Origin of the sequence: Micromonospora sp. CPCC 205546 (assembly GCF_036902715.1) — a bacterium.
Taxonomy (GTDB): domain Bacteria; phylum Actinomycetota; class Actinomycetes; order Mycobacteriales; family Micromonosporaceae; genus Micromonospora.
In genome coordinates this window covers 79,915-106,438 of sequence record NZ_JBAKHL010000003.1, presented here as the reverse complement: position 1 = coordinate 106,438, position 26,524 = coordinate 79,915, and the positions used below count along the sequence as shown (strand labels likewise).

The following is a 26,524-nucleotide window of genomic DNA, read 5'->3' as shown; positions in this document are numbered from 1 at the left end:
TGGCAGGAAACGGCCCCTCCGAGGGCACTCCGTACCAAGATCTCCACGGGCTGCGCCCCGGCCGCGCGCGGCCGGGGCGGGGCAAGGAGGGCAGGCGGGGTCAGGCGGGCCAGGCCGGGAGGCCGTGGGGGTGTGCCTCCGCCAGCAGGCGTTCCGGGCCGGTGCCGAGTCGGGCGCGGAGCTGGAAGTCGTCCCGGGCCTCGCGCGGATGCGGCTCGAAGGACACGTGGGCGACCGGCGCGTCGGCGCTGCCGGCGGCGGCCAGCCGGTCCAGCTCGGCGGTGACCCGCGACCACTCCTCGGCCGGCACGTACTGCCGCATCACCGAGTGCCACACCACGGTGAGCGCGCCGGGGCGCGGGGTGATCCCGGCGAGGAAGTCCGCCGCCCCCGCCGCGACGACGCGCACCGGCAGCCGCCGGGCCAGCTCCAGCGCGCCGGCCAGCCGGGCCGCGCGGGCGGTGTGCTGCGGCCAGACGTACGCCCGCAGCGCGAGCGCGTCGTCGGGGTCCCCCGGGTCGAGCGGGGTGAGGTCGCAGCCGAGCCGCTCCACGACGGTCAGCTCGGGGTGTGCCCCGGCGGCTGCCCGCAGCCAGTCGGGCGCCCCGCCCCGCCAGGCGTCCGGCAGCCGCACGGGGGAGTCGGCCGGGCCCCAGGCGAAGCCGGCGGCCTCGACGCGGAACCGGTCGGCGCGCAGGTTCAGCCCACCGCTGGCGCCCAGCTCGACCAGGCGCACCGGCAGCCCGCCCACCTCGTGGACGACGTGCAGCAGCCCGGCCAGCAGCAGGTTGGCACGGCCGACCTCGTTGGTCTGGGGCGGGCGGCGCAGCCAGCCGCGCAGTGTGTCGTGCTCGGCCTCGACGACCGCCCGGAACGCCGCCCAGCAGGCGGGGGCGTCCACTGCCGCCCGGTACGCCCCGCCGGCGCTGGGATAGAAGCGGGCCAACTCCGGTGCCCGGCCGGAGAGCACCAGCGCGTGCACCCCGCCGAGCAGGCGCAACGACACGATGTCGTCGGCGGGGGCGTCCTCGTGACCCGCGATGACGGTGGCGCACGGGCCGCCGGCCCGGACGTCCCCGGCGGCGCGCGTCAGCAGGTCGGCGTAGAGGCCGGCCTCCATGTTGGCGCAGGCACGCGCCTGCCGTTCGATGGCCGCCGCGGCCTGTTCCCGGGACATCCGCCACCTCCGTCCGGTCGCGCTCGGCGGGCCGCCGCCGAGTTCTTCGACAAGGTCCCGTGATCGTGCGCGCGGATCCGCCGCGAGGGAAGCACCGGACGGGGCGAGGCTGCTCACAGCGGATAGGCTGAGCGGCGGCCGAGCAGACGAGTGCGAGAAGGAGCCATCCGTGCGCCCAGGTGGACAGCCGAACATGCAGCAGATGCTGAAGCAGGCGCAGAAGATGCAGCAGCAGATCGCGAAGGCGCAGGCTGAGCTCGCCGAGGCGGAGCTGACCGGCACCGCCGGCGGTGGCCTGGTCACCGCGACCGTCGCCGGAACCGGCGAGCTGAAGTCGATCAGGATCGACCCGAAGGCGGTCGACCCGGAGGACGTGGAGACCCTGGAGGACCTGGTCGTCGCGGCCATGCACAACGCCGCCGAGGCGGCCCGGGAGCTGACCGAGCAGAAGATGGGCCCGGTCACCGGCGGCATGGGCGGCCTCGGCCTGCCCGGTTTCTGAGCGGCAGATGTACGAGGGCGCCATCCAGGACCTGATCGACGAGCTGGGACGGCTGCCGGGCGTGGGCCCGAAGAGCGCCCAGCGGATCGCGTTCCACGTCCTGTCCGCCGATCCGGCCGACGTCAACCGGTTGGCCGGGGCGTTGCGCAAGGTCAAGGAGCTGGTGCGGTTCTGCACCAGCTGCTACAACGTGGCCGAGTCCGACCGGTGCCGGATCTGCCGCGACCCGCGCCGCACGGACGAGGTGCTCTGCGTGGTCGAGGAGCCGAAGGACGTGGTGGCCATCGAGCGGACCGGCGAGTTCCGGGGCCGCTACCACGTGCTCGGCGGGGCGATCAACCCGCTGGAGGGGATCGGGCCGGACAACCTGCGCATCCGCGAGCTGATGGCCCGGCTCAGCGACGGTACGGTGCGCGAGCTGATCCTGGCCACGGACCCGAACACCGAGGGCGAGGCGACCGCGACGTACCTGGCGTTGATGGTCAAGCCGATGGGCATCTCGGTGACCCGTCTGGCGAGCGGCCTGCCGGTCGGCGGCGACCTGGAGTACGCCGACGAGATCACGCTCGGCCGCGCCTTCGAGGGCCGTCGCGCCGTCTGAGTTCCCGACGATGGCCGGCACCGGATTCCGGTGCCGGCCATCGTCGTACGGGCCCGGGCGCGTCCATCGTGGGTCTGACATGCGGGCGATGCCGGCGACGATCGATGTAACAAATCGGCATCGGTCAACCCGGACATAACGCCGCTTTGTCGGCGGTCTGGAACGGCCTTCGCGGCGGGGCGCATCGGTTAAGACACGATCCGGTACCAACCGGTTCCGCGATGGTTTCCCGCCGGTCCGAACGGCGGCTAAGGTCACGGCGATCGGTGACCCCTGTCACCACGATTGTCCGTAACCCCAAGGACGAGGTGAAGCACCCATGCGTGCATCCAGGCCGAAGGTCGCCCTCGCGGCCGTCGCGGTCGCGGCCCTCGCGGTAGCAGGCTGCGCCGAGAGCAACCGCGATGACAGTTCCGGCGGTAGCAAGAAGGACACCCTCGTCTTCGGCGTAGCCGGAGATCCGAAGGTGCTCGACCCGAGCTTCGCCAGCGACGGTGAGTCGCTGCGCGTGGCGCGTCAGGTCTTCGAGACGCTGGTCCGTCCGGAGGAGGGTGGCACCAAGGTCACCCCCGGTCTGGCCGAGACCTGGACCCCGGACGCTGCCGGCACCACGTGGACCTTCAAGCTGCGCTCCGGCGTGAAGTTCCACGACGGCACCGAATTCAACGCCGAGGCGGTCTGCAAGAACTTCGACCGCTGGTACAACGCCAAGGGCCTCATGCAGAGCCCGGACGTGACCCCGTACTGGCAGGACGTCATGGGCGGCTTCGCCAAGAACGAGAGCGCGGACCTGCCGCCGAGCCTCTTCAAGTCCTGCACCGCCAAGGACGCCACGACCGTCGACCTGGCCTTCACCCGGGTCTCCAGCAAGATCCCGGCCGCGCTGATGCTGCCCTCGTTCTCGATGCACAGCCCGACCGCGCTGGAGAAGTACGACGCCAGCAACGTGGGCGGCACCGCCGAGGACATCAAGTACCCGGCCTACGCCACGGCGCACCCGACCGGCACCGGCCCGTTCAAGTTCAAGTCCTGGGACGTCGCCAACAAGACGCTCACCATCGAGCGCAACGAGGACTACGCCGGCACCAAGGCGAAGCTGAAGACCCTCATCTACAAGACGATCTCGGACGAGAACGCGCGCAAGCAGGCGCTGCGCTCCGGCGACATCCAGGGGTACGACCTGGTCGGCCCGGCCGACGTCGAGCCGCTGAAGGGTGAGGGCTTCAACGTCCTGACCCGCCCGGCGTTCAACATCCTCTACCTGGCCATGAACCAGAAGGGGAACCCGAAGCTCGCCGACGTGAAGGTCCGCCAGGCCATCGCGCACGCGCTGAACCGGCAGGCTCTCGTCGACTCGAAGCTGCCCCCGGGCGCCAAGGTCGCCGACAACTTCATGCCGGACACCGTCGAGGGTTGGAACGGCGACGTCACCAAGTACAACTACGACCCGGCGAAGGCCAAGGCGCTGCTGGCCGAGGCCGGCGCGACGAACCTGACCCTGCGGTTCCACTACCCGACCGAGGTCACCCGGCCGTACATGCCGAACCCGAAGGACATCTTCGAGTTGCTCTCGGCGGACCTCAAGGCGGTCGGCATCAACGTCCAGGCCATCCCGCTCAAGTGGAGCCCGGACTACCTGAACGCCACCACCTCGGGCAACAAGCACGACCTGCACTTCCTCGGCTGGACCGGTGACTACGGCGACGGCTACAACTTCATCGGCACCATGTTCGACCGGACGAAGGCCGAGTGGGGCTTCACCAACAAGGCCCTGTTCGACCAGTTCAAGGACGCGGACAGCACCGCCGACGTGGCGGCCCGGACCGAGAAGTACAAGGCCCTGAACAAGGCCATCATGGACTTCCTGCCCGGCGTCCCGGTGTCGCACTCGCCGCCGGCGATCGTGTTCGGCAAGGACGTGACCGGGGTCAAGGCGAGCCCGCTCACCGACGAGCGGTTCTCCACCGCCGAGTTCAAGTCCTGATCTGACGCTCCGAGTCGTGGGCGGGCGCTGTTTCGGCAGCGCCCGCCCACGACCCTCCGTACCCCTTTCGAGGCCGCCGTGTTCCGGTTCATCGTCAGACGCCTGCTTCAGCTGATACCCACGCTGTTCGGGCTCTCCCTCCTGCTGTTCATCTGGCTCCGCCGACTGCCCGGCGGTCCCGAGACCGCCATCCTCGGTGAGCGCGGGACGCCCGAGATGCGCGCCGCGATCCGGCGCAACATGGGCCTCGACGAGCCGATCCTGGTGCAGTACGGCCGGTTCGTGCGGCGGCTGATCCGCCTCGACCTGGGCACGTCGACCTCCACCAAGCGCACCGTCGTCACCGAGTTCGTCGAACGCTTCCCCGGCACGGTGGAACTGTCCGTCACGGCGATGCTGATCGCGGTCGGCGTCGGCATCCCGCTGGGCTACCTGGCGGCCCGGCGCCGCGGCCGGATGGTCGACCACCTCTCCGTCGGCGGCTCACTGATCGGCATCTGCATCCCGGTCTTCTTCCTCGCGTACGTGCTCAAGGCGATCTTCGCGGAGAACCTCGGCTGGTTCCCGGCGAGCGGCCGGCAGGATCCGACGCTCGGGGCGACCCGGATCACCAACTTCTTCGTCCTCGACGGGATCATGACCCGCGAGTGGGACGCCGCCGCCGACGCGCTCTGGCACCTGGTGCTGCCGGCCGTCGCGCTGGCCAGCATCCCGCTGGCGATCATCGTCCGGATCACCCGGGCCAGCGTGCTGGAGGTCCTCAACGAGGACTTCGTCCGCACCGCCGAGGCGAAGGGGCTCACCGAGAGCACGGTCCGGCGCCGGCACGTGCTGCGCAACTCCATGCTGCCGGTCGTCACCTCGATCGGCCTGCTCACCGGCGGCCTGCTCTCCGGCGCGGTGCTGACCGAGACCGTCTTCGCCTTCAGCGGCATCGGAGCCTTCATCTACGAGGCCATCAGCCAGCGTGACTATCCGGTCCTGATGGGCTTCATCCTGATCATCGCGGTGGTGTACGTGCTGGTGAACCTCCTGGTCGACCTCTCCTACAGCCTGATCGACCCGAGGGTGAGGGTCCGATGACGATCACCACCGGCAAGAAGAAGGAAAAGATCGACCGGCTCGCCGAGTTGGCGGCCCGGGAGGACGAGCGCGGCGTCAGCCTCTGGAAGGAGGCGTTCCGCCGGCTGCGGCGCAACCCGGCGGCGATCGTCGGCGCGGTGATCCTCAGCCTGTTCCTGCTGGTCGCCATCCTCGGGCCGTTCTTCGTCCCGCACCCCCCGGACGCGCAGCTCTGGAAGGGCGAGATCCGCCTCGGCGACTTCCCCGGCTTCCGTGGGGAGAACTGGTTCGGCGTCGACCACATCGGGCGTGACGAGTTCAGCCGCATGATCGTCGGCGCCCGGCAGACCCTGCTGGTCGGCGTGGTCTCCACCCTGATCGGCCTCGCCGTCGGCTCGCTGATCGGCGGGGTCGCCGGCGCCGCCGCCGGCCTCGGCGGCCGGTGGGGCCGGGCGGTCGACAACGTGCTGATGCGTTTCGTCGACATGCTGCTGGCCATGCCGAGCCTGCTGCTGGCGATCAGCATCGCCGCCCTGCTCGGCGCCGGCCTGACCACCGTCATGATCGCCGTCGGTGTGGTGTCGGTGCCGGTCTTCGCCCGGCTGCTGCGCGGCTCGATGATCTCCCAGTCGAACAGCGACTACGTGCTGGCCGCCGTCTCGCTGGGCGTCAAGAAGCCGAAGATCGCGCTGACCCACGTGGTGCCGAACTCGCTCGCCCCGGTCATCGTGCAGGCCACGCTGACCCTGGCCACCGCGATCATCGAGGCCGCGGCGCTCTCCTTCCTCGGCCTCGGCAACAACGACGCCTCCATCCCCGAGTGGGGTGTGATGCTCGCCGACGCGCAGCAGTACCTGGACTCCGCGCCCCGGCTGGCGATCCTGCCCGCCCTCGCCATCATCGTCACCGCGCTGGGCTTCACCCTGCTCGGCGAGGCGATGCGCGAGGCACTCGACCCGAAGCTGCGGAAGTAGGACCGGTGAGCGCGAGGAGTGAGCTTGCGGGCCCCGCAGTCGCGAACGAAAGGCGGGCCCGACATGGCTCTGCTTGATGTCGAAGATCTCTCCGTCACCTTCGCCCGGCGCGGTCAGCGCGCCGTGCACGCCGTCGACGGGGTGTCCTTCTCCGTCGACGCTGGCGAGGTCGTCGGCCTGGTCGGCGAGTCCGGCTGCGGCAAGAGCGTCACGTCGCTGGCGCTCATGGGTCTGCTGCCGAAGCAGCCGGGCCTGCGCGTCGGCGGCAAGGCGGTCTTCGACGGCACCGACCTGCTCCAGCTCGACGACAGGTCCCGGCGGGACATCCGTGGCCGGGACGTCGCGATGATCTTCCAGGACCCGCTCTCGTCCCTGAACCCGGTGATCCCGATCGGGCTGCAGGTCACCGAGGTGCTCACGCGGCACCGGGGGATGAAGGGCGCGGCGGCCGAGAAGGAGGCGGCGGCGCTGCTCGACCGGGTCGGCATCCCCGACCCGAAGCGGCGGCTGAAGGAGTACCCGCACCAGCTCTCCGGCGGCATGCGGCAGCGCGCCCTGATCGCCATGGCGGTGGCCTGCAAGCCCCGGCTGCTGATCGCCGACGAGCCGACCACGGCGCTGGACGTCACCATCCAGGCGCAGATCCTGGAGCTGCTCAAGGAACTGGTCCGGGACTCCGGCACCGCCCTGGTGATGATCACGCACGACCTGGGCGTGGTCGCCGGCATGTGCGACACCATCAACGTGCTCTACGGCGGCCGGGTGGTGGAGACGGCCCGCCGCCGGCCGCTGTTCCGCGAGCCCCGGCACCCGTACACCGTGGGGCTGCTCGGCTCGGTGCCGCGCCTGGACGCCGGGCGCGGCGAGCGGCTGAACCCGATCCCGGGCTCGGTCCGCGACCTGCTGCCCTGGCCGGACGGCTGCGCCTTCGCGCCGCGCTGCACCCGGCGCGTCGACGAGTGCGTGGGGGAACCGCCCGCGCTGGTGCTCACCCACGACGGTCGCAGCTACCGTTGCGTCAACCCGGCGCCGCTGCCCGGCACCGCGCCCCCGCCGGCCGCCACCGCACCGGCCCCGGCCGCCACCGCACCGGCCCCGGCCGCCACCAGCACCGCCCCGGCGACCGATGCACCGGCCCCGGCCGCCACCGCACCGGCGGCGGAGGCGACCGCGGGCCCGGTGCCCGCCCCGCGCGAGGAGGAGAAGCCGTGACCGAGAGCGACATCCTCGTCGAGGTCCGCGACCTGAAGGTGCACTTCCCGATCCGACGGGGGGTGATCTTCGACCGGACGGTCGGCCACGTGAAGGCCGTCGACGGGGTCGACCTGAGCATCCAGCGCGGCAAGACGTACGGCCTGGTCGGCGAGTCCGGCTGCGGCAAGTCGACGCTGGGCCGGGCGCTGCTCCAGCTCATCCCGCCCACCAGCGGCGAGGTCCGGTTCGACGGCGTCGAGCTGACGAAGCTGCCGGCGGGCAGGCTGCGGTCCACCCGCCGCCGGATGCAGATGATCTTCCAGGACCCGATGTCGAGCCTGGACCCCCGGCAGAACGTCGAGTCGATCCTCACCGAGGGCCTGCAGGCCCACGGCATCGGCGGCGACCGGGACGAGCGGCGGCGGATCATCGGCGAGACCCTGGACAAGGTCGGCCTGCCCCGCTGGGCGCTCTCCCGCTATCCGCACGAGTTCTCCGGCGGCCAGCGGCAGCGCATCGGCATCGCCAGGGCGCTGGTGCTCGGGCCCGACCTGATCGTCGCCGACGAGCCGGTCTCCGCGCTCGACGTGTCGATCCAGGCCCAGGTGGTGAACCTGCTCGACGATCTCCAGGAGACCCTCGGCCTGACCTACCTGGTGATCGCGCACGACCTCGCGGTGGTGCGGCACATCTCCGACACCGTCGGCGTGATGTACCTGGGCGCGCTGGTCGAGGAGGCGCCGAGCGACCGGCTCTACACCGAGCCGCTGCACCCCTACACCCGGGCGTTGATGTCGGCGGTGCCGGTGCCGGACCCGGACGTGGAGGACCGCCGCGAGCGCATCCTGCTCGCCGGCGACCTGCCCTCGCCCGCCAACCCGCCGACGGGTTGCCGGTTCCACACCCGCTGCCCGTGGGCGCAGCCGACCCGCTGCGCCGACGAGCGGCCCGTGCTGCGGGAGATCGGCGGCAGCCGGGTCGCCTGCCACTTCGCCGAGCGCATCGCCAGCGGCGAACTGCGCCGGCACGAGGTCAGCGTGCAGCTCACCCGCCCGATGGGCGAGGGCGACGAGCCGCACACCGTCTCGGCCCCCAGCGAGCCCGGCTCGTACGTCTGATCCGCGTCGGACGCGGCCCCACCACGGGCCGCGTCCGGCCGGTCGGTCCGTGGCGGTACGACGGGCGACCGGGCCCGGCCCGGCGGGTCAGCCCTCGGGGCGGTGCAGCAACGCGACCGCGATGCCGTGCACCGCGTCCAACCCGGCCGGATCGGCCAGCGCGGCCCTGCCGCCGGTGACCGCGTACCACTCGTCGGCGTCCTTGTACTGCACCGTCAGCGTGACCTGACCGTCGGCGTACGCGGTGCGCAGGGTCAGCTCGCCGGTGACCACGCCGACCTCGTCGGTCATCACCCCGCCCGGGCCGGGCACGATGTCGGCCGTACGCTCCTGCGCGGCGGTCGACGTGCCCTCGGCGTCGGCGGCCATGCCGGCCCCCGGCACCCCGGCGGCCGTACCGGCCGCGCCGTCCGCCGCCATGCCGGCCGTGGTCGGCCCGGCCGGCGCGCTGCCGGTGGCCGCCGCCGCGTCCTCCCCGGTGGCGTCCGGCGTCTGCTCCGGCGCGGGGGTCGCCCCGGCCCCGGTCACGGCTTGCTCGCCCATGTGCAGCCCTCCAGCATGTCGGTCAGGGCGGCCTTCTCGGCACTGGTCACCGTGAGCCGCCAGTGGTGCTTGACCGTCACCCAGTTCTCGGCGTACTGGCACCAGAACGACCGGTTCGCCGGCTTCCACTGGGACGGGTCCTGGTCACCCTTTGCCCGGTTGGAGGACGCGGAAACCGCGATGAGCTGCGGCCGGTCCAGGTCGTTGGCGAACTCGCCCCGCTTCGTGTCGTCCCACTCGTCGGCGCCCGAGCGCCACGCGTTCGCCAGCGGCACCATGTGGTCGATGTCCACGTCGGACGGGTCGGTGAAGGCCCGGTCGTCGTACACGCTCTCCCAGCGGCCGCCGACCACGTTGCAGCCGGAGAGCTTGATGTCCTCCCCGTCGCGTTTCAGCACGCTGTCGCGGACGTCGCAGTTCTTGCCGGTGTCCCGCCAGTGCGGGAAGCGGCTGCGGCTGTAGCCCTTCATCGACCCGGCGGTGGCCACGGTGAGCTGGGTCAGCTTCTGGGCGGCGTTGCCGCCGCCACCGCTGCTCGGCGCGACGTCCGGCTCGTCGACGGCGGCGCAACCGGCCGCGCCGAGCGCCAGCGCCGCGGCGAGCGCGGCCGTCACCGCGACGCGCGGTCCTGATCTGGTACGCACAGACGACACCTCTCCAGCTTGCGGGCTTTCGGCGATCCCGCACAGTACCCGGGACCGGTTTCGGCGATTCGTGGCGTCTCCCATATCGCGCGGGGCAGATTGGACGCCATGACCGAAACCACGCCCGCGCTCCGGCTGGGCACCGCCCACGGGCGGGGCACCCTGCTCGCCGCGGTCCTCGCCTCCGGCATGGTCTTCCTGGACACCACCGTGGTCAACGTGGCGCTGCCCCGCCTCGGTGCGGACCTCGACGCCACCGTCGCCGGTCTGCAGTGGACGATCAACGGCTACCTGCTGATGCTCGCCGCCTTCGTCCTGCTCGGCGGGGCGCTCGGCGACCGGTTCGGGCGGCGGCGGGTCTTCCTGCTCGGGGTGGTCTGGTTCACCCTCGCGTCGCTGCTCTGCGGCCTGGCCCAGGGCACGGGTTGGCTGATCGCCGCCCGGTTCCTCCAGGGCGCCGGGGGCGCGCTGCTCACCCCCGGCTCGCTGTCGGTGCTCCAGGCCAGCTTCCACCCGGACGACCGGGGCCGCGCCATCGGTGCCTGGTCGGGGCTCTCCGGCGTCTCCACCGCGCTCGGCCCGTTCCTCGGCGGCTGGCTGATCGACGCGCTCTCCTGGCGGTGGATCTTCTTCCTCAACCTGCCGCTGGCCGTGCTCGTGCTGCTGGCGGCGCTGCGCTGGGTGCCGGAGAGCCGCGACGAGGCCGCGTCCCGCACCGGCGGGCCACAGCGTGGCCGCAGTCGGTTCGACGTGGCCGGCGCGCTGCTCGGCGCGCTCGCCCTGGCCGGGATCACGTACGCGCTCATCGACGCCCCCGTGCGGGGCTTCGACTCGGTGCCGGTGCTCGCCGCCGTGCTGGCGGGCGTGGCCGGCGCGGTGGCCTTCGTGCTGGTCGAGCGTCGCCGGGGGGACGCCGCGATGCTGCCCACCGGGCTGTTCGGAAGTCGGCTCTTCTCGGTGTTGAACGTCTTCACCGTGCTCGTCTACGCGGCGCTCGGCGGCTTCACCTTCTTCCTCGCCGTCTACCTGCAGAACGTGGTCGGCTGGTCGGCGCTGCTCACCGGGGTCGCGCTGCTGCCGATGACGGTGCTGCTGCTGGTCGGCTCGGCGCGGGCGGGCGCGCTGTCGGCGCGGATCGGGCCGCGGCTGCCGCTGACCGTCGGGCCGGTGGTCGCCGCCGCCGGGCTGGTGCTGCTGCGCGGCGTGGGGCCCGACGCGTCGTACTGGCGGGACGTGCTGCCCGGCGTGGTGCTCTTCGGGATCGGGCTGACGCTGGTCGTGGCGCCGCTGACCGCCTCCGTGCTGGCCGCGGTCGACGACCGGTTCGCGGGCGTGGCGAGCGGCTTCAACAACGCGGCGTCCCGCGCGGGCGGCCTGCTGGCGGTGGCCGCGCTCCCGCTGCTGGTCGGGCTCTCCGGCGCCGGCTACGCCCAGCCGGGCGAGCTGACCGGCGCGTACCGGGGCGCGATGCTCTGGTGCGCCGGCCTGCTGCTGGCCGGTGCGGCGATGGCCGCCCTGCTCATCCACCGCCCGCCCCGGCGCCGGGAGGGGCACTCCGCCTGAACGGGGTGCCCCTCCCGGCCCGTCAGGCGCGGGCGCGGTTGACGGCGCTCGTCACGGCCTTCACCGAGGCGGTGACGATGTTGGCGTCGGTGCCGACGCCCCAGACCGTACGGCCGTCGACCTCGCACTCGACGTAGGCGGCGGCCTGCGCGTCCCCGCCGGAGGAGAGCGCGTGCTCGTGGTAGTCGAGCACCCGTACCGCCACGCCCACCGACTGCAGCGCGTTGACGTACGCGTCGATGGGGCCGTTGCCGACGGCGGTCAGCGAGCGCGACTCCCCGGCCACGCCGACGCGGGCCTCGATCTCGACCTTGCCCTCGGCGGTGCCGATGGCGTAGCCGTCCAGGGTGAGCGCCGGGTCGACCTGGTGGTCGAGCAGGTAGTGCCCGGCGAAGATCTCCCACATGGTGCCCGGGTCGACCTCGCCGCCGGCGTGGTCGGTCACCTGCTGGACCACGCCGGAGAACTCGATCTGCAGCCGGCGCGGCAGGTCGAGCTGGTGCTCGCTCTTCATGATGTACGCGACGCCGCCCTTGCCGGACTGCGAGTTGACCCGGATGACCGCCTCGTAGGTGCGGCCCAGGTCCTTCGGGTCGACCGGCAGGTAGGGCACCCCCCAGGTGTGCTGGTCGATCGGCACCCCGGCCGCCGCGGCGTCCCGGGCGAGCGCGTCGAAGCCCTTCTTGATCGCGTCCTGGTGCGAGCCGGAGAAGGCGGTGTAGACCAGGTCGCCCGCGTACGGGTGGCGCTCGTGCACGGGGAGCTGGTTGCAGTACTCGACGGCGCGCCGCACCTCGTCGATGTTCGAGAAGTCGATCATCGGGTCGACGCCCTGGGAGAAGAGGTTCAGCCCCAGCGTCACCAGGTCGACGTTGCCGGTGCGCTCGCCGTTGCCGAACAGGCAGCCCTCGACCCGGTCCGCGCCGGCCAGCAGCCCCAGCTCCGCGGCGGCGACGCCGGTGCCCCGGTCGTTGTGCGGGTGCAGGCTCAGCACCAGGCTGTCGCGCCGGGGCAGGTGCCGGTGCATCCACTCGATCGAGTCGGCGTAGACGTTCGGCATGGCCATCTCGACCGTGGCCGGCAGGTTGACGATCATCTTGCGGTCCGGCGTCGGGTCGATCACCTCGATGACCTTCGCGCAGACCTCCAGCGCGTACTCCAGCTCCGTGCCGGTGTAGGACTCGGGCGAGTACTCGTAGTAGATGTCCGTGTCCGGGGTGTGGATCTCCGCGTACTTGCGGCAGAGCCGGGCGCCCTGGGTGGCGATGTCGGCGATGCCGTCGCGGTCCAGCCCGAAGACCACCCGCCGCTGCAGGGCGGAGGTCGAGTTGTAGGAGTGCACGATCGCCCGCCGTGCGCCGCGCAGCGACTCCAGGGTCCGGTCGATCAGGTGCTCCCGGCACTGGGTGATCACCTGGATGGTGACGTCCTCGGGGATGAGGTCCTGCTCGATGAGCTGGCGTACGAAGTCGTAGTCCGCCTGGCTGGCCGAGGGGAAGCCGACCTCGATCTCCTTGTAGCCCATCTGCACCAGCAGCTGGAACATCCGGCGCTTGCGTTCCGGCGACATCGGGTCGATCAGCGCCTGGTTGCCGTCGCGCAGGTCCACCGCGCACCAGCGGGGCGCGGCCTCGACGTGCCGGGTCGGCCAGGTGCGGTCGGGCAGGTCGATGCGGAACTGCCGCTGGTAGGGCTGGTAGCGGTGGTACGGCATCCGGCTGGGGCGCTGCCGGGTGATCGGATCGGTCTCGGCGTCGGGTTGAGCCATGACGGAGTGCTCCCTGGGACATGTGGCGTCAGCAATCGGAAGGTGTCGGCCAGGTGCCGGGCGACGATGCCCGAGCGGTTGCCGATGGGAAGTTCGGATGTGCTGGACGGCGCGGTCCGACTCCGCGACGAGGTGCCGGCCTTCAGGCCTCGTCGCGGCGACCAAGGAGGAGGTGCGCCTGCCACATGACCAGGTAACCGTACGTGGTGGGGCGGGGCGCGGGAAGACGGGTCCGAACTATGAGACGCACTTCGCAGCCTGGCTGGTCAGCAGCAGGTCGGCCAGGGGGAGGCGGCGGCGTAGCCCGGTCTCCGAGCCGAGCAGGTCGGCCGGGAGGCTGAGCGGGTCGCCGAGCTGCCCGACGGCCACCACCACGTGTGCCCGTACGTCCGCGGGCAGGTCGAGGTCGGCGGTCAGGCCGGCGTGGTCGAGGTCGTGCAGTTGGCGTACGTGCAGGCCGAGCGCCGTGGCCTGCACGGTGAGGTGGGCGACGGCCTGGCCCAGGTCGTACGCGTGCCCGGCGGATCCGGTGCGGTGCGCGCCGAGCAGCAGGGCGGCGGCGCGCTGTGCCCACCGCTGGTCGGATCCGGGCAGGTTGACCAGGATCCGCTTGAACGTCTCGTCGTTCCGGTGGCCGAGCGCGAACCGCCACGGTTGGGCGTTGCCGGCCGAGGGCGCCCAGCGGGCCGCCTCCAGCAGCGCGGACGCGTCCCGGTGGGACAGCTCCGCCACCGGGTCGAAGGACCGGGGGCTCCAACGGAACGCGAGCAGCGGGGTGAGGTCGGACATGGGTCGAGTGTCCCGTAAGGGCGATTAGAGCCCTAAGGGCGGGATGTCCGAATGTGGCGAAGGGCACCCGTAACGTCGCCGCCGGTCAGAGCGTTTCCGTGGTCGGCTCCGTGCTCGGTTCCGGGGCCGGTTCCGGCGTCGCCGTGCCGAGCGGCTCGGCGTCGACCACCGGCCCGGCCAGTTGCACGGTGGCCGGGGCCGGCGCCGGCGTACCGGCGAGGATCAGCGTGCCGAACGCCGTGCGTACCGCCGTGGGCGTGCCGTCGGGGCCGTAGCAGTAGATCCCCACGTCGAGCGGCGCGTTGATCGACGCCGAGGTGGTCTCGACGGAGTAGCAGGCGCCGGACGCGCCGGGTGGCGGCTGTGCGGGTGAGACGGCGAGCGGGGCCCGCCGGTCGGTCAGCACGGCCAACCAGTCGGTGAACGGGTGCTGCACCCGGGGGTCGAGCCGGCGGGGCACGGCCGCGTCCCGGTCGCCGAGACGCACGCAGGCCGCCGGCTCGGGTCGGGTGACGGACGGCAGGGCGCACTGGAACAACCCGTCGGCGGTGGCCGCGAACGAGACGTCGGCGCTCCCGCCGAGCGCGCCGCCCGGCACGTCGACCCGCCAGCTGCCGTCGTTCGCGCTGGTCACCAGGATCGTCCGGTCCGGGGACCCCGCCGCGCGCAGCGTGTAGCTGGCGACCAGGTGCCGGTCCTGCGCGGCGGCCGCCAGCGCGGCCAGTTCGTCGCGTGCCGCGTCCATGCCCGCCGGCACCGGTGCCGAGGTGGGGGTGGGCCGGGTGGCCGGCTGGTCGGCGGCGCAGGCGACGAGGAGCGCGGGCAGGACGAGCGCGAGCGTGAGCGGCCCGGCGAGGCGTCGGGCCGGACGAGCCGGCGCGCGCAGGGGCTTCGCGGGAGGCCCGGCCGGACGGAGATGGGCGTGCACGGGGCCATTCTGCGGCCAGGGAGCGGCGCGCGGGGGCCGTGCCGCGCGCGGGGGTCCGGCGTGTCGCGCACCACCCCGCCCCCGGCGGCCGCGCCGGATCGTGGGATCACCCGACCCGGCCGGGTCGGGCGACCGATACCCTGGGTGCGTTGAAGAACGCCGCCGGCTGAAGAAACCGGCGGCGTCGGCACGCTCAGGGTCGTCGCTGGGAGGGAGTGCACCGTCGTGGCACTCGTGGTGCAGAAGTACGGCGGGTCCTCCGTCGCGAACGCGGAGCGGATCAAGCGGGTGGCCGAGCGCATCGTCGCCGCCCGCAAGGCCGGCGACGACGTCGTCGTGGTGGTCTCCGCCATGGGGGACACGACCGACGAGCTGCTCGACCTGGCCAACCAGGTCAGCCCGCTGCCGCCGGGCCGGGAGCTGGACATGCTGCTCACCGCCGGGGAGCGGATCTCCATGGCGCTGCTCGCCATGGCCATCCACAACCTGGGGTACGAGGCCCGCTCGTTCACCGGCTCCCAGGCCGGCGTGATCACCACGTCGGTGCACGGCCGGGCGCGGATCATCGACGTCACGCCGGGCCGGCTCAAGGGCGCGCTCGACGAGGGCGCGGTGGTCATCGTCGCCGGCTTCCAGGGCGTCTCGCAGGACACCAAGGACGTCACCACGCTGGGCCGGGGCGGTTCCGACACCACCGCCGTGGCGCTCGCCGCCGCGCTGCACGCCGACGTGTGCGAGATCTACACCGACGTCGACGGCGTCTACTCCGCCGACCCGCGGATCGTCCCGAACGCGCGGCACATCACCCAGATCACCTACGAGGAGATGCTGGAGCTGGCCGCCTGCGGCGCCAAGATCCTGCACCTGCGCAGCGTGGAGTACGCCCGCCGGGCGGGCTTGCCGATCCACGTCCGTTCGTCATACTCGACCAACACCGGCACCATGGTCACCGGATCGATGGAGGACCTTCCTGTGGAGCAAGCACTGATCACCGGGGTCGCCCACGACCGCAGCGAAGCCAAGATCACGATCGTGGGGGTGCCCGACGAGCCGGGCGCCGCCGCGCGGATCTTCGACACCGTGGCCGGCGCCGAGATCAACCTCGACATGATCGTGCAGAACGTGTCCACCGAGGGCACGGGCCGCACGGACATCTCCTTCACGCTACCCAAGGCCGACGGCCCCACGGCGATGGCCGCCCTGAGCAAGATCCAGGAGTCGGTCAAGTTCAAGGGCCTGCTCTACGACGACCACGTCGGCAAGGTCTCGCTCGTCGGGGCCGGCATGCGCTCGCACCCCGGCGTCGCGGCCGGCTTCTTCGCCGCCCTCGGCGCGGCCGGGGTGAACATCGAGATGATCTCCACCTCGGAGATCCGCGTCTCCGTGGTCTGCCGCGACACCGACCTGGACGCCGCCGTGCGCGCCATCCACGAGGCGTTCGACCTCGGCGGCGACACAGAGGCCGTCGTCTACGCGGGGACGGGACGGTAGCCACCGTGTCGCCACTGCCCACCCTGGCCGTGGTCGGGGCGACCGGTGCCGTCGGCACGGTGATGTGCGAGCTGCTCAGCGGCCGCAAGAACGTCTGGGGCGAGATCCGGCTGCTCGCCTCCGAGCGCTCGGTGGGGCGGCGGCTGCGCTGCCGGGGTGAGGAACTGACCGTCCAGGCGCTCACCCCGGAGGCGTTCGACGGCGTCGACGTGGCGATGTTCGACGTCCCGGACGAGGTCTCCGCCCGCTGGGCGCCGGTCGCCGTCGGCCACGGGGCCGTCGCGGTCGACAACTCCGGCGCCTTCCGGATGGACCGCGACGTCCCGCTGGTGGTGCCGGAGATCAACCCCGAGCAGGTGCGCAACCGGCCGAGGGGGATCATCGCCAACGCCAACTGCACCACCCTGGCGATGATCATCGCGATCGCCCCGCTGCACCGCGAGTACGGGCTGCGGGAACTGGTCCTCGCCTCCTACCAGGCGGCCTCCGGCGCGGGCCAGAGTGGCGTGGACGCCCTGCACGCCCAGCTCGCCAAGGTCGCGGGGGACCGCGTGCTCGGCTCCCGCCCCGGCGACGTACGCCAGGCGGTCGGCGACGACATGGGCCCGTTCCCCGCGCCGCTGGCGCTCAACGTGGTGCCCTGGGCCGGCTCCCTGGCCGACGGGGGATGGTCGTCCGAGGAGATGAAGCTGCGCAACGAGTCGCGCAAGATCCTCGGGCTGCCCGACCTGAAGGTCTCCGCCACCTGCGTACGGGTGCCGGTGGTGACCGGCCACTCCGTCGCGGTGCACGCCGTCTTCGGCACCGAGGTCGACGCCGAGGGCGCCCGCGAGGTGCTGCGGAACGCGCCCGGGGTGATCCTGGTCGACGACCCGGGGGCGGGCGAGTTCCCGATGCCCATCGACGCGGTCGGCACGGACCCTTCCTGGGTGGGCCGGATCCGTCGCGCCGTCGACGACCCCCGCGCCCTGGACTTCTTCGTCACCGGCGACAACCTCCGCAAGGGCGCCGCCCTCAACACCGCCCAGATAGCCGAACTCCTGGCCAAGGAACTAACCCCCCGCTGAACCCGCCCCCACCCCGCCCTCGCCCTCGCCCCCACCCCGGCGTCGATCATGGAGTTGTGGTGGGCGGAGGGTGCGCTTTCGGGGCTTTTGCGGGGCGCCACAACTGCATGATCGACGCAGGATGGGGGCGGGGTGGGCGAGTGGGGTGGGTTAGGCGGGGGCCAGGCGGACGCCGTCGCGGCCGTGGCGCTTCACCGCGTAGAGCGCCTGGTCGGCGCGGCGCAGCGTGGCCTCGGGTGACTCGCCCGGGCGGGGCAGGGCCACCCCGACGCTGATCGTGCGGCCGATCGACCTCGCCGCCTCGTTCAGGCGCTCGGCGATCCGGACCGCCTCGTCGGGGCGGCTGACCTCGATCACCGCCACGAACTCGTCGCCGCCGACCCGGTAGAGCTCGTCGCCGTGCCGCAGCGCCCCCTCCAGGGCCCGCGCCAGCCGTACGAGCACCCGGTCGCCGGCCTGGTGGCCGTACGTGTCGTTGACGGACTTGAAGCCGTCCACGTCGATCGCCAGCAGGGCCGTACGCCCCGGGGTGGCCACCGCGATCCGCCGGCCGAACGGGCCCGTGTGCCGCAGCCCGGTCAACGGGTCCGAATTGGCCTGCTCGCGCAGCCGGGCCAGGCTGCGCAGGCGGTCCAGGCAGCTCCACGCCTGCCCGGCGAGCAGCTCCAGCAGGTTGACCGTGGTCGGGTCCGGGCGCAGCAGTCGTTCGTCGGCGACCAGCAGCACCCCGCCGTCGTCGGCCTGGCCCACCGGCGCGGCGACCAGGGTGCGCACCCCGGCCCGGGTCAGCGGCCGGTGGTCGGGGATGGGCGGGTGTCCCGCCTCGCCGAGCGTGTAGCCCACCCCGTGGTGGTGGGCGCGGGCGACCAGCCGGTCCAGCGCCGCCGGCCCCGCCTCCGTCAGCTCCGCCCGGATCCGCGCCTCCAGTTCGCCGGGGGTGGCCGGCGGCGTGCCCAGCCGGGGCCCGTCCGGGCCGGCGAGCACCAGCACCGCCGCGGAGAGCGTCGACACGTCCCGGGCCGCGGCGATCGCGGCGGCGAACAGGTCCCACTCCGTCGACGCGGAGGTCAGCGCGGCGGCGTGTCGCAGGAGCTTCTCGCTGCGGCTCTCCGCCGGCGGCCCGCCGAGCGCCACGATCCGGGCGCCGAGCCGGGACGCCAACCGCTCGGCGGTCGCGCGCCACGGCCCGAGGTCGACCGGCCCGCACCACTGGAGGTCCAGCACCCCGATGGGTCGGCCCGCCGGGTCCAGCACCGGCACGCACACCTCTGCGGTGACGTCGGGGCGTACCGGGATGTAGTCGGGGTCGTCGGCCACGTCGGGCACGACGGCGGTCTCGCCGGAGGCGTACACCCGGCCCACGATCCCGGTCTTCGGCGGCACCGTGGAGAAGACCTGCCAGGAGCCGGTGGCCGCGACGCAGCGCAGCCGGTCGTGCACGTGCAGCAGGACGGAGATGGTGGCCGGCGCGTGCCGGGCGAGCGCCGTGACCGTCCACCGGCACGCCTCCACGACGGTCGACGCCATGGGGAGGCGGACCGTGACGTCACGGATGACTCGCTCGTGATCCACTCGGCACGTCGTTCCAGGTAGGGAGGGCTGCGACCGGCGGGCGGGCCCGCGACCAAGGGTACTCAGCGCGGCACCGGGGCGCCGGAGTCAAGATCGCCGACGTCCTTCGTACACATGTGCCATCCACAGGCTGTGGACAGGGCCTGTGGATCCGGGCGGGCCGCGCGCCGGGGCCCGCGGCGATAGCGTGAGGGTCCCGGTCGAGTGGAGGCACCGATGCTCATCGCCCAGCTCAGTGATCCGCACCTGACCACCGGCGTGCTCGCCGCCGAGCCGGCCGCCGGCCTGCATCGCGCCCTGGGCCGGGCGCTGGCGCTGAATCCCCGGCCCGACTGCGTGGTCGTCACCGGCGACCTGGTCGAGCACGGCCGCCCCGACGAGTACGCGACGCTGCGCGAGGTCATCGGCCGTTTCCCGCTGCCGGTGCACCTGGTCGCCGGCAACCACGACGACCGGGAGTCGCTGCTGGACGCGTTCGGCGGCACGCTGTGGCTCGGTGGTGGCTTCTCGGCCCACTACCACGTGGACCACCCGGAGGCGACGGTCGTGGTGCTGGATTCCCTGATGCCGGGCGGGGGCGGCGCCGGCTGCCTCGGCGAGGACCAGCTCGGCTGGCTGGACGGGGTGCTGGCCGGCCGGCCCGAGGTGCCGGCCGTGGTCTGCCTGCACCATCCGCCGACCCCGGTCGGCATCCCGTTCCTCGACGACATCCGGCTGACCGACGGCGACGCGCTGGCCGAGGTGATCCGCCGGCACCCGCACGTCGTCCGGGTGGCCGCCGGGCACGTCCACCGCCCGGTCACGGTGGCCTTCGCCGGGACCGTGCTCACCACCGCGCCGAGCACCTGGCGACAGAGTTCGCTCACCACCGGCGCCGGCGAGCAGTTCGGCTGGATCACCGAGCCCACCGGATTCCTGCTGCACCAGGTCACCGCGAGCGGCTGCGTCACGCACCTGGTGCAGGCCAGCCACGCCGCCGGCACGACCTGCGGCTTCTGACCGCCAGCAGGACGGGCGGGCAGTGGACGAGGTCTGGTACGTCGCGTACGGGTCGAACCTGCACGCCGAGCGGCTCGGCTTCTACCTGGCCGGGGGCTGTCCACCCGGCGGGCGGCGGACCTATCCGGGTTGCCGTGACAGGCGACCACCGAGACGTACGGTGCCGGTGTCGTTGCCCGGCGGCGTCTACTTCGCCGGCGAGTCCCGGGCCTGGACCGGCGGGATGGCGTTCTACGATCCGGCGCTGCCCGGCGAGGCGGCGGCCCGGGCCTACCTGCTCGGCGTCGGTCAGTTCGCCGACGTGGCCGCCCAGGAGATGTACCGGGAGCCCGGCGCCGACGACGGCCTGATCGCCGAGGCCGTCGCCACGGGGAGGGCCAGCCTCGGCCCCGGCCGGTACGAGACCCTGCTCTGCCCCGGCCGGCTCGACGGGCTGCCGCTGCTGACCTTCACCGCCCCGTGGGCGGCGCACGAGGTGCGGTGGCGCGCCCCGGCCCCGGCGTACCTCGGCATGATCGCCCGGGGTCTGCGCGAGTCGCACGGCTGGGACGCCGACCGGATCGCCCGCTACCTGCTGGCCCGGCCGGGCGTCGCCGGCACCTGGGACGAGGCCGCCGTCGCGGCGCTCGTCGCCTGACGGCACGTCGGGCCGGGCCCGCGTCGCGCGAGTGGCGGGAGCTGAGCACACGCTCAGGCGAACCTCGCCGGCAGGGTGGTCGAGGCCGGCTCGACACGCCGACCGACCAGCCACGTCACCCCGTTGGCCGCCGGTTTGCCGCTGCGTCGGGGCAGGGACGTCGGGAGGCGACGACACACGGGCTGACGGCTATCATGGCGCCGATGATCGGCCCAGGTCGTCGCCTGACGGAGGGCTCCACGACCGGCGCAGGTTCGCCGCGTGGTGCGCGTGACGCAGACGCGGCCTTCAAAGTTCGAGAGGTCGGGATGCAGGACAGTCAGACGGACGACCGACGGAACCGCGAGCTGGTGGCACGGCATCCGGGGACGGCCGATCCCGGCGAGGCGCTGCTGGGTGACGTGCTCGCCCGCTGGCGGGAACTGCTCAGACAGCCTGAACTCTCGGCGGATGCCAACTTCTTCCTCTCGGGCGGCCGGTCGCTGCTGGCGATCCAGTTCCTCCAGCGACTCAGCCGCGAGATCGCCATCCCGATTCCGCTCGACACGCTGTTCTCGGCACCCACCCCGCGCCAGTTCGCCGGACGCCTGGCGGCCCTGCGCGCCGAGCACCGTGCCGACGAACCCGCGGCGGAGCGGCCGGCCGACCGGTCGATCGCCGATGAGCTGGACCGGTTGCTCGCAGAGGCTCTCGGGAAGGAGTGGCACCGCGGCATCCAGCTCTACGTCTCGGTGGCGGGCGAGGTGTTGTACGACCGCGCCACCGGGCATCGTGAGGACGGCACGCCCCTGGAGCCGGACGACATGCTGCCCTGGTTCAGCGCGGGCAAGCCGCTGCTGGCGGCGTCCCTGTGCGAGCTGCAGCGCCGGGGGGCGCTCGACCCGGACGAACCGGTCACGACGTACCTGCCCGCCTTCGCCAACGGAGGCAAGGAGGCGATCACCCTGCGCCACCTGCTCACCCACTGCTCCGGGCAGCTGTATCCCACTGCTCCCGGTGGCGTCAATCCCTACGAGGTGGGTTACGAGCAGGCCCTCGAGGCAGCCATCACGACCCAGCTGGACCCGGACGAGGTGCCCGGCCGCCAGCCGTCGTACTTCTCCTCCACCGTCGCCTGGCTGGTGCTGTCAGAGGTGCTCCGCCGGCTCGACGGCCGGGAGTTCGACCGGTTCGTGGACGACGAGATCGCCGGCCCGCTCGGGACGACGTACCACTACGGTTTCTCCGAAGACCAGCTGGCCCAACTCGGCGGCCGGGTCAGCCGCTACCAACGGGAGCGGAAAGCCGAGTGGAGCGGCCCCAACGAGGCGGAGACCGCCCGCCGCACCCGGTGGCTGCTGGCCCACGGCCTGATCCACACGACCCGGCACCCCAGTAACGGTCTCTGGGCCAGCGCCCGCAGCATGGGCCGCTTCTACGAACTGCTCTGCGGGCACGCGGTGGGCCGCAAGTGGAGCGCCGCGCACGACCGACTGCTCGACGCGCCGACCGTCCAGCAGATGGTCCGACCACAGCGACCGAGCTTCTTCGACGAGGCACCTCTCATCGACTTCGGCCTTGGCGTGACCCTGGAGTCCCGCAGGCACGGCGACGAGTACGCGTACTTCGGATCGCACACCAGCGCCCGCACCTTCGGCCACCAGGGGCACGGGGCGTCGCCGATGACGTACGCCGACCCGGAGCACGAACTGGTCGTGTCCTTCAACGGCAACGGGTTGCCGGGCTTCGCGCCCGGCCGGGCGCTCTGGCACCGGATCAGTGACACGGTCTACCGGGTCCTGGGGCTGGTGCCGCAAGCGGCGACGAGCTCTGCCGGCAGCTGACCGGACCGCCCGGCACCTGCGCCGTCGGGCCGGTGCCGGGACAGGCGACTGCCGTGTCGGTGCTGCCGGTGCAACGCCTCCCACGCCGTCGCGGGCCGCCCACCGGCCACCGGTCAGCCCTTGGCGGGGGCTGGTTCGGTGGCGGGCAGGGCGGTCGCCGCGCGGCCGTCCTGGGCGACCGTGAGCAGACGGCGCAGGGAGAGTGCGATCAACGACGCCACCAGGCAGCCGCTGACGACCGCGACGACCCAGATCCGCCCGTTGGCCGCGCCGATCAGCGGGCCTGCGGTGACCGGGCCGATCACGCCGCTGACCCCGAAGATCATCGAGCTCATCGCGTTGTAGCGGCCGCGCAGCTCGTCGGTGGCGAGCGCGTTCGTCAGCGCCGGCATCACCGGCGACAGCAGCGTCTCGCCGAAGCCGAAGATCGCCGAGCAGGCCACGACGCAGAGCGCGGCGACCAGCGCGTTGCCCGGGCCGATCACGCCTCCGGCCCCCAGCACCAGCCAGGCGATCGCGAAGACCCCGCCCACGGCGGCCAGCGCGCCCGTCCGGCTGCGTCCCTCCATCCGCCGCAGGACCAGCAGTTGCGACAACACGATCATCACCGTGTTGCCGGCCAGCGCCCAGGCGACCACGCGCGGCGTCACCTCGACCACCCGCACGGCGTACGCGGTGAAGCCGACCTCGATCTGCGCGTAGCCGCAGGTGGTCAGGACCAGGCCGAAGATGACGAGCCGTCGGAACGGGCGGTCGCGCAGCACGGTGAGGTAGCCGCCGGCCGACGTCCGGTCCCCGGCGGCCGCGGCGGAGAGCCGGCGGCCCACGTGCGGCAGGGTGAGCAGGATCAGCGCGGGCATCAGGTAGCTGATCGCGTCGAGCACGTAGATCGCCTGGAAGGTCACCGCGCGGGTGGTGTCCACGATCGCCCCGGAGGTCAGGCCGCCGAGGCCGATGCCGAGGTTGAGCAGGGCGAAGTTCAGCCCGAAGACCCGCTGCCGCTCGTCGGCGTCGGTGAGCGAGGCGAGGATCGTGTTCTGCCCGGGCCAGATGACGGAGCTGCCCATCGCGACGAGCGTCATCACCCCGAACGCCGAGGCGCTCGAGTCGACCAGGGCGAGCGACCCGGTGCCGACCGCCTCGATCATCAGGCCCGTCAGCAGGATCCGGCGCGCGCCGAACCGGTCGATCAGCGTGCCGCCGACCGGCGACAGCGCCAGGGTCACCACGCCGTACCAGCCGATCACCAGCCCGGCCCGGGTGTCGGTGAGGCCGCGGACGTCGGTCAGGTAGATGAACAGGAACGGCAGGGTGAGGCCGCGCCCGATCGCCGACAACAGCGTGCCGACGAGCATCCGCCGGGCTTCGGGACGGCGGGGCAGGGCGCGACTGAGCATCCCCCGATTCTGTGGTCTGGGTGTGACGCGGCGCGAGACCTTTCGACCCCGAATTCCGCGCCCGCCGTGTGCCCGGGATCACGTCGGGAGCGCGCCCGCGGGCGTCGTACCCCTCTGCGATCCTGGTCGCGATGACCACCACCTGGCGACACCTGCCCGCACCGGCCCGCGAGATCGCCACCGCCACCGCCGACGCGGTCGCCGCCGCGCGCGAGCGCGCCTCCGAGGCGTACGACGTCGCGGTGGCCCGGCTCGCCACGGCCGACCGGTCCGGCCTGGTGCTCGGCGCGGTGGTCCGGCTGCTGCTGGAGGAGACCCACCCCGACGGCCTGGACGGCGACGACGTCCGTCAGGTGCTCGAAGGCTGCGTCCGCGACGCCGCGCAGTGGCGGCACGACGTCGACCCGCACGTGGTGCTCGTCCTGCTGGCGGGCGCCCTCGGCGTCTACAACCCCGACGGCGACGAGTCGCCGCCCGACCCGCCCGCCGTGGCGCGGCACGCGCCGCTGCTCGTCGCCGACCTGCTCGCCGCCACCGGGCGACCCCTCGACGGCTACCTGACCGCCGCGTTCGCCGAGATCGCGCGCACCGAGCGGCAGGACTGAGCTGGTCGCGCCCTCGTGCCGGCGGGCCGGGCGCTGCCGGCGGGCCCGCCCGCCGGCCGGGGCGATAAGAATTCGTGATTAGACGAACACGCAGGGTGTTCCCTAGGCTTCTCCGCGTAAGCCCCGGCAGCGGGAAGTCGGCACCGCCGGTGCTCCGGCGCGGTGCGGGTCGGTGGCTCGCTCCTCCGGGAGATTCGTGGTGATCGTCGAGAAGCGGTCGCACGCCGCGCCACGTCCGTCCACTTTGGAGTGACCCGGGTTCGACGAGGGCCGTTCCACGCCGGCACGACCGCTGGACACGCGAGTGAAGGGACCCCTCTCATGACGACCGAACAGACCACACCCGACCCGGTGTTCGACACCTTCTTCGACGACCCGCACGCCAAGTACCGCGAGCTGCACGCCAGCGGGTGCCCGGTGCGCAAGGTGGTCACCCCGCAGGGCATCCCGGCGTGGTTCGTCACCGAGCACGAGGCCGTACGCCAGGGCCTGCGTGACCCCCGGCTCTCCCGGCGGCTGGAGAACGCCGGGCCGGACTACCAGCGCGCGGCGGGCCCCACGCAACTCCTCGCCAAGTCGGTCGTCACGGAGGACCCGCCGGAGCACACCCGGCTGCGTCGGGCCCTCAACCAGGCCTTCGCGCCGCGCACCATCAAGCGGCTGGAGCCCCGGATCGTCGCGCTCGCCGAAGAGCTGATCGACGACGTCGCCAAGAAGCTCGCCGAGACGGGCCGGGCCGACCTGATGACCGACCTGGCCCTGCCCCTGCCGCTCATCGTCATCGCGGAGATGCTCGGGGTGCCGGTCGAGCGGCGGGCGGACTTCCAGCGCTGGGGCGACGGCATGCTCGCCCTCGACGCGAAGGTGCAGAAGGAGTCGGGCGCGGCGATGATCGGCTTCCTCGGCGAGCTGGTCCAGGCCAAGACCGACAACCCGGGCGACGACATGCTGTCGTACTGGGTGGCGGCCCGCGATCAGGACGGCAACCCGTACGACGCGCAGGAGATCCTGAGCCTGACCACGGTGATGCTGGTCGGCGGGTACGACACCTCGGTGGGCATGATCGCCGGGACGCTGCTCGGCCTGCTCGCCGACCGGGAGCGCTTCGCCGACGTCTTCGAGGACCCCGACCGGCTCCCCGGCGTGCTGGAGGAGTTCCTACGCCTGTACGGCACCGTGCACACCGGCGTGCGCCGGTTCGCGACCGAGGACTTCGAGCTGGCCGGGCAGGACATCGCCAAGGGGGACGCGGTCCTGCTGTCCATCGGCGCGGCGAACCGGGACCCGAACCGCTACCCGAACCCCGACGAGGTTGCCGAGGAGCGGCTCGGCAGCCGCAGCCACCTGGCGTTCGGGTTGGGGCCGCACATCTGCCCCGGCAACGAACTGGCCCGTCTGGAGATCGAGATCGCGGTCCGCGCGGTGCTGACCCGCCTGCCCCGCCTGCGCCTGGCGGTCTCCCCGTCGGAGGGGGAGACGTCCCCGCACTCGCTGCGGCACGCGGTCCCGTACCGGCGGGCGTACTTCATCCGGGTGCCGCTGGCGGTGCCCGTGGAACTGGACACCCTGCCGGAGCCGAGCGCCTCCTGACGTACGCCCCGCCGAGGGATGAGCCGACCCGCCCGTGGCGCCGGACGCGCCGGCGTCACGGGCGGGCCGTCAGCGGCGGCAGCAGGTCGTACGGCTCGTCCGGCCAGGGCGGGCACGCGGTGCACAGTCGACGGCTGCGCTCACGCGAGGCGCTGTGCCGCGCGGCGAGTGTCGTCTCGTCCATCAGCCGCAGCGCAGCCCGGGCGCCCCTCAGGAAGACCCGCCCGGCCGAGGTGAGCGAGACGACCCGGTTGTCCCGGTGCAGCAGCATGGTGTCGACGTCCTTCTCCAACCGGGCGATCTGCTGGCTCAGGGCCGGCTGGGTGATGTGCAGGAGCTTGGCGGCCCGGCCGAAGTGCAGCTCGTCGGCGAGGCACACGAACGACCGTATCCGCGTCATGCCCAGATCGGCCGTCGAGGTGGCGCACACGCATGGCGGCATCGTTCCTCGCCTCCGCTTTCGCTTCTTCGAGCGGTCGTCGGCCCGGGCCCTGGT

General features: G+C 72.9%; 24 protein-coding genes. 15 read left to right on the top strand and 9 right to left on the bottom strand.

The window, feature by feature from the left end; genetic code table 11:
* Positions 1-100: 100 nt before the first annotated feature.
* Positions 101-1,177, bottom strand: a complete 1,077-nt coding sequence (locus V6U77_RS01855; protein ID WP_334604329.1) for a DUF2332 domain-containing protein — start codon at positions 1,175-1,177, stop codon at positions 101-103.
* A gap of 193 nt (positions 1,178-1,370) precedes the next feature.
* Between V6U77_RS01855 and V6U77_RS01850 the strand changes: the two genes are divergently transcribed.
* The 7 genes from V6U77_RS01850 to V6U77_RS01820 all read left to right on the top strand — a co-directional run bounded on the left by V6U77_RS01850 (position 1,371) and on the right by V6U77_RS01820 (position 8,612).
* Positions 1,371-1,679, top strand: a complete 309-nt coding sequence (locus V6U77_RS01850) for a YbaB/EbfC family nucleoid-associated protein (RefSeq protein WP_334604358.1) — start codon at positions 1,371-1,373, stop codon at positions 1,677-1,679.
* A gap of 7 nt (positions 1,680-1,686) precedes the next feature.
* On the top strand, positions 1,687-2,280 hold the full coding sequence (recR, locus tag V6U77_RS01845) for a recombination mediator RecR (RefSeq protein ID WP_089003014.1): 594 nt from the start codon (positions 1,687-1,689) through the stop codon (positions 2,278-2,280).
* A gap of 319 nt (positions 2,281-2,599) precedes the next feature.
* The gene (locus V6U77_RS01840; protein WP_151453560.1) at positions 2,600-4,264 is read left to right on the top strand and encodes an ABC transporter substrate-binding protein; all 1,665 of its coding nucleotides are present in this window, start codon (positions 2,600-2,602) and stop codon (positions 4,262-4,264) included.
* Positions 4,265-4,342: 78 nt separating this feature from the next.
* On the top strand, positions 4,343-5,347 hold the full coding sequence (locus tag V6U77_RS01835) for an ABC transporter permease (protein ID WP_334604328.1): 1,005 nt from the start codon (positions 4,343-4,345) through the stop codon (positions 5,345-5,347).
* Entirely contained in the window at positions 5,344-6,300 is a 957-nt protein-coding gene (locus tag V6U77_RS01830) for an ABC transporter permease (protein WP_334604327.1), read from the top strand. The genes V6U77_RS01835 and V6U77_RS01830 overlap by 4 nt, the downstream gene beginning before the upstream one ends.
* Positions 6,301-6,363: 63 nt before the next feature.
* Positions 6,364-7,512 (top strand): ABC transporter ATP-binding protein, encoded by a 1,149-nt coding sequence (locus V6U77_RS01825; protein WP_334604326.1) that lies wholly within the window; start codon positions 6,364-6,366, stop codon positions 7,510-7,512.
* On the top strand, positions 7,509-8,612 hold the full coding sequence (locus V6U77_RS01820) for an ABC transporter ATP-binding protein (protein WP_334604325.1): 1,104 nt from the start codon (positions 7,509-7,511) through the stop codon (positions 8,610-8,612). Before V6U77_RS01825 ends, V6U77_RS01820 begins: the two co-directional genes overlap by 4 nt.
* Positions 8,613-8,699: 87 nt before the next feature.
* Here V6U77_RS01820 and V6U77_RS01815 read toward each other — a convergent pair whose 3' ends face one another.
* Together V6U77_RS01815 and V6U77_RS01810 are read right to left on the bottom strand one after the other, a co-directional pair.
* Positions 8,700-9,155, bottom strand: a complete 456-nt coding sequence (locus V6U77_RS01815; RefSeq protein ID WP_334604324.1) for a hypothetical protein — start codon at positions 9,153-9,155, stop codon at positions 8,700-8,702.
* A complete protein-coding gene (locus V6U77_RS01810; protein WP_334604323.1) occupies positions 9,137-9,799 on the bottom strand; it encodes an HNH endonuclease family protein in 663 nt (220 codons plus the stop codon). The genes V6U77_RS01815 and V6U77_RS01810 overlap by 19 nt, the downstream gene beginning before the upstream one ends.
* Before the next feature lie 108 nt (positions 9,800-9,907).
* Here V6U77_RS01810 and V6U77_RS01805 point away from each other — a divergent pair, with 108 nt between their 5' ends.
* Positions 9,908-11,362: an MFS transporter gene (locus V6U77_RS01805; RefSeq protein WP_334604322.1), complete on the top strand. Its 1,455-nt coding sequence runs from the start codon at positions 9,908-9,910 to the stop codon at positions 11,360-11,362.
* A gap of 22 nt (positions 11,363-11,384) precedes the next feature.
* Here the strand turns inward: V6U77_RS01805 and leuA are convergent, their stop codons facing one another.
* The 3 genes from leuA to V6U77_RS01790 form a co-directional block, all read right to left on the bottom strand.
* Positions 11,385-13,130 (bottom strand): 2-isopropylmalate synthase, encoded by a 1,746-nt coding sequence (leuA, locus tag V6U77_RS01800; RefSeq protein ID WP_334604321.1) that lies wholly within the window; start codon positions 13,128-13,130, stop codon positions 11,385-11,387.
* A gap of 237 nt (positions 13,131-13,367) precedes the next feature.
* On the bottom strand, positions 13,368-13,919 hold the full coding sequence (locus tag V6U77_RS01795; RefSeq protein ID WP_334604320.1) for a nitroreductase family protein: 552 nt from the start codon (positions 13,917-13,919) through the stop codon (positions 13,368-13,370).
* Positions 13,920-14,004: 85 nt separating this feature from the next.
* Positions 14,005-14,847, bottom strand: a complete 843-nt coding sequence (locus V6U77_RS01790) for a hypothetical protein (protein ID WP_334604319.1) — start codon at positions 14,845-14,847, stop codon at positions 14,005-14,007.
* A gap of 225 nt (positions 14,848-15,072) precedes the next feature.
* Between V6U77_RS01790 and V6U77_RS01785 the strand changes: the two genes are divergently transcribed.
* Together V6U77_RS01785 and V6U77_RS01780 are read left to right on the top strand one after the other, a co-directional pair.
* Complete coding sequence (locus V6U77_RS01785) at positions 15,073-16,338, top strand: aspartate kinase (RefSeq protein ID WP_334604318.1); 1,266 nt, start codon at positions 15,073-15,075, stop codon at positions 16,336-16,338.
* A 5-nt stretch (positions 16,339-16,343) separates the two neighbouring features.
* On the top strand, positions 16,344-17,405 hold the full coding sequence (locus tag V6U77_RS01780; protein ID WP_334604317.1) for an aspartate-semialdehyde dehydrogenase: 1,062 nt from the start codon (positions 16,344-16,346) through the stop codon (positions 17,403-17,405).
* Positions 17,406-17,555: 150 nt separating this feature from the next.
* On the opposite strand, the gene V6U77_RS01775 is transcribed toward V6U77_RS01780, so the two are convergent.
* A complete protein-coding gene (locus V6U77_RS01775; RefSeq protein ID WP_334604316.1) occupies positions 17,556-18,977 on the bottom strand; it encodes a GGDEF domain-containing protein in 1,422 nt (473 codons plus the stop codon).
* A 216-nt stretch (positions 18,978-19,193) separates the two neighbouring features.
* Between V6U77_RS01775 and V6U77_RS01770 the strand changes: the two genes are divergently transcribed.
* From V6U77_RS01770 to V6U77_RS01760, 3 genes are all read left to right on the top strand, one after another.
* Positions 19,194-19,976 (top strand): metallophosphoesterase, encoded by a 783-nt coding sequence (locus V6U77_RS01770; RefSeq protein WP_334604315.1) that lies wholly within the window; start codon positions 19,194-19,196, stop codon positions 19,974-19,976.
* 22 nt (positions 19,977-19,998) lie between these two features.
* Entirely contained in the window at positions 19,999-20,613 is a 615-nt protein-coding gene (locus tag V6U77_RS01765) for a histone deacetylase (protein WP_334604314.1), read from the top strand.
* A 308-nt stretch (positions 20,614-20,921) separates the two neighbouring features.
* Positions 20,922-22,436: a serine hydrolase gene (locus V6U77_RS01760; RefSeq protein ID WP_334604313.1), complete on the top strand. Its 1,515-nt coding sequence runs from the start codon at positions 20,922-20,924 to the stop codon at positions 22,434-22,436.
* A gap of 113 nt (positions 22,437-22,549) precedes the next feature.
* Here V6U77_RS01760 and V6U77_RS01755 read toward each other — a convergent pair whose 3' ends face one another.
* The gene (locus V6U77_RS01755) at positions 22,550-23,833 is read right to left on the bottom strand and encodes an MFS transporter (protein ID WP_334604312.1); all 1,284 of its coding nucleotides are present in this window, start codon (positions 23,831-23,833) and stop codon (positions 22,550-22,552) included.
* A gap of 131 nt (positions 23,834-23,964) precedes the next feature.
* Here V6U77_RS01755 and V6U77_RS01750 point away from each other — a divergent pair, with 131 nt between their 5' ends.
* Both V6U77_RS01750 and V6U77_RS01745 read left to right on the top strand, forming a co-directional pair.
* The gene (locus V6U77_RS01750; protein ID WP_334604311.1) at positions 23,965-24,438 is read left to right on the top strand and encodes a hypothetical protein; all 474 of its coding nucleotides are present in this window, start codon (positions 23,965-23,967) and stop codon (positions 24,436-24,438) included.
* Positions 24,439-24,759: 321 nt separating this feature from the next.
* Positions 24,760-26,028, top strand: coding sequence for a cytochrome P450 (locus V6U77_RS01745; RefSeq protein WP_334604310.1), 1,269 nt, complete (start codon positions 24,760-24,762; stop codon positions 26,026-26,028).
* Between the two features lie 55 nt (positions 26,029-26,083).
* Here the strand turns inward: V6U77_RS01745 and V6U77_RS01740 are convergent, their stop codons facing one another.
* On the bottom strand, positions 26,084-26,428 hold the full coding sequence (locus V6U77_RS01740) for a LysR family transcriptional regulator (RefSeq protein WP_334604307.1): 345 nt from the start codon (positions 26,426-26,428) through the stop codon (positions 26,084-26,086).
* Positions 26,429-26,524 lie beyond the last annotated feature (96 nt).

What these genes read in the sequence shown, in the direction of transcription:
- V6U77_RS01855 (WP_334604329.1), bottom strand. Translation starts at nt 1,177, where the DNA reads ATGTCCCGGGAACAGGCCGCGGCGGCCATCGAACGGCAGGCGCGTGCC.
- V6U77_RS01850 (WP_334604358.1), top strand. Translation starts at nt 1,371, where the DNA reads ATGCAGCAGATGCTGAAGCAGGCGCAGAAGATGCAGCAGCAGATCGCG.
- recR (WP_089003014.1), top strand. Translation starts at nt 1,687, where the DNA reads ATGTACGAGGGCGCCATCCAGGACCTGATCGACGAGCTGGGACGGCTG.
- V6U77_RS01840 (WP_151453560.1), top strand. Translation starts at nt 2,600, where the DNA reads ATGCGTGCATCCAGGCCGAAGGTCGCCCTCGCGGCCGTCGCGGTCGCG.
- V6U77_RS01830 (WP_334604327.1), top strand. Translation starts at nt 5,344, where the DNA reads ATGACGATCACCACCGGCAAGAAGAAGGAAAAGATCGACCGGCTCGCC.
- V6U77_RS01825 (WP_334604326.1), top strand. Translation starts at nt 6,364, where the DNA reads ATGGCTCTGCTTGATGTCGAAGATCTCTCCGTCACCTTCGCCCGGCGC.
- V6U77_RS01815 (WP_334604324.1), bottom strand. Translation starts at nt 9,155, where the DNA reads ATGGGCGAGCAAGCCGTGACCGGGGCCGGGGCGACCCCCGCGCCGGAG.
- V6U77_RS01805 (WP_334604322.1), top strand. Translation starts at nt 9,908, where the DNA reads ATGACCGAAACCACGCCCGCGCTCCGGCTGGGCACCGCCCACGGGCGG.
- leuA (WP_334604321.1), bottom strand. Translation starts at nt 13,130, where the DNA reads ATGGCTCAACCCGACGCCGAGACCGATCCGATCACCCGGCAGCGCCCC.
- V6U77_RS01795 (WP_334604320.1), bottom strand. Translation starts at nt 13,919, where the DNA reads ATGTCCGACCTCACCCCGCTGCTCGCGTTCCGTTGGAGCCCCCGGTCC.
- V6U77_RS01770 (WP_334604315.1), top strand. Translation starts at nt 19,194, where the DNA reads ATGCTCATCGCCCAGCTCAGTGATCCGCACCTGACCACCGGCGTGCTC.
- V6U77_RS01760 (WP_334604313.1), top strand. Translation starts at nt 20,922, where the DNA reads ATGCAGGACAGTCAGACGGACGACCGACGGAACCGCGAGCTGGTGGCA.
- V6U77_RS01755 (WP_334604312.1), bottom strand. Translation starts at nt 23,833, where the DNA reads ATGCTCAGTCGCGCCCTGCCCCGCCGTCCCGAAGCCCGGCGGATGCTC.
- V6U77_RS01750 (WP_334604311.1), top strand. Translation starts at nt 23,965, where the DNA reads ATGACCACCACCTGGCGACACCTGCCCGCACCGGCCCGCGAGATCGCC.
- V6U77_RS01745 (WP_334604310.1), top strand. Translation starts at nt 24,760, where the DNA reads ATGACGACCGAACAGACCACACCCGACCCGGTGTTCGACACCTTCTTC.
- V6U77_RS01740 (WP_334604307.1), bottom strand. Translation starts at nt 26,428, where the DNA reads ATGACGCGGATACGGTCGTTCGTGTGCCTCGCCGACGAGCTGCACTTC.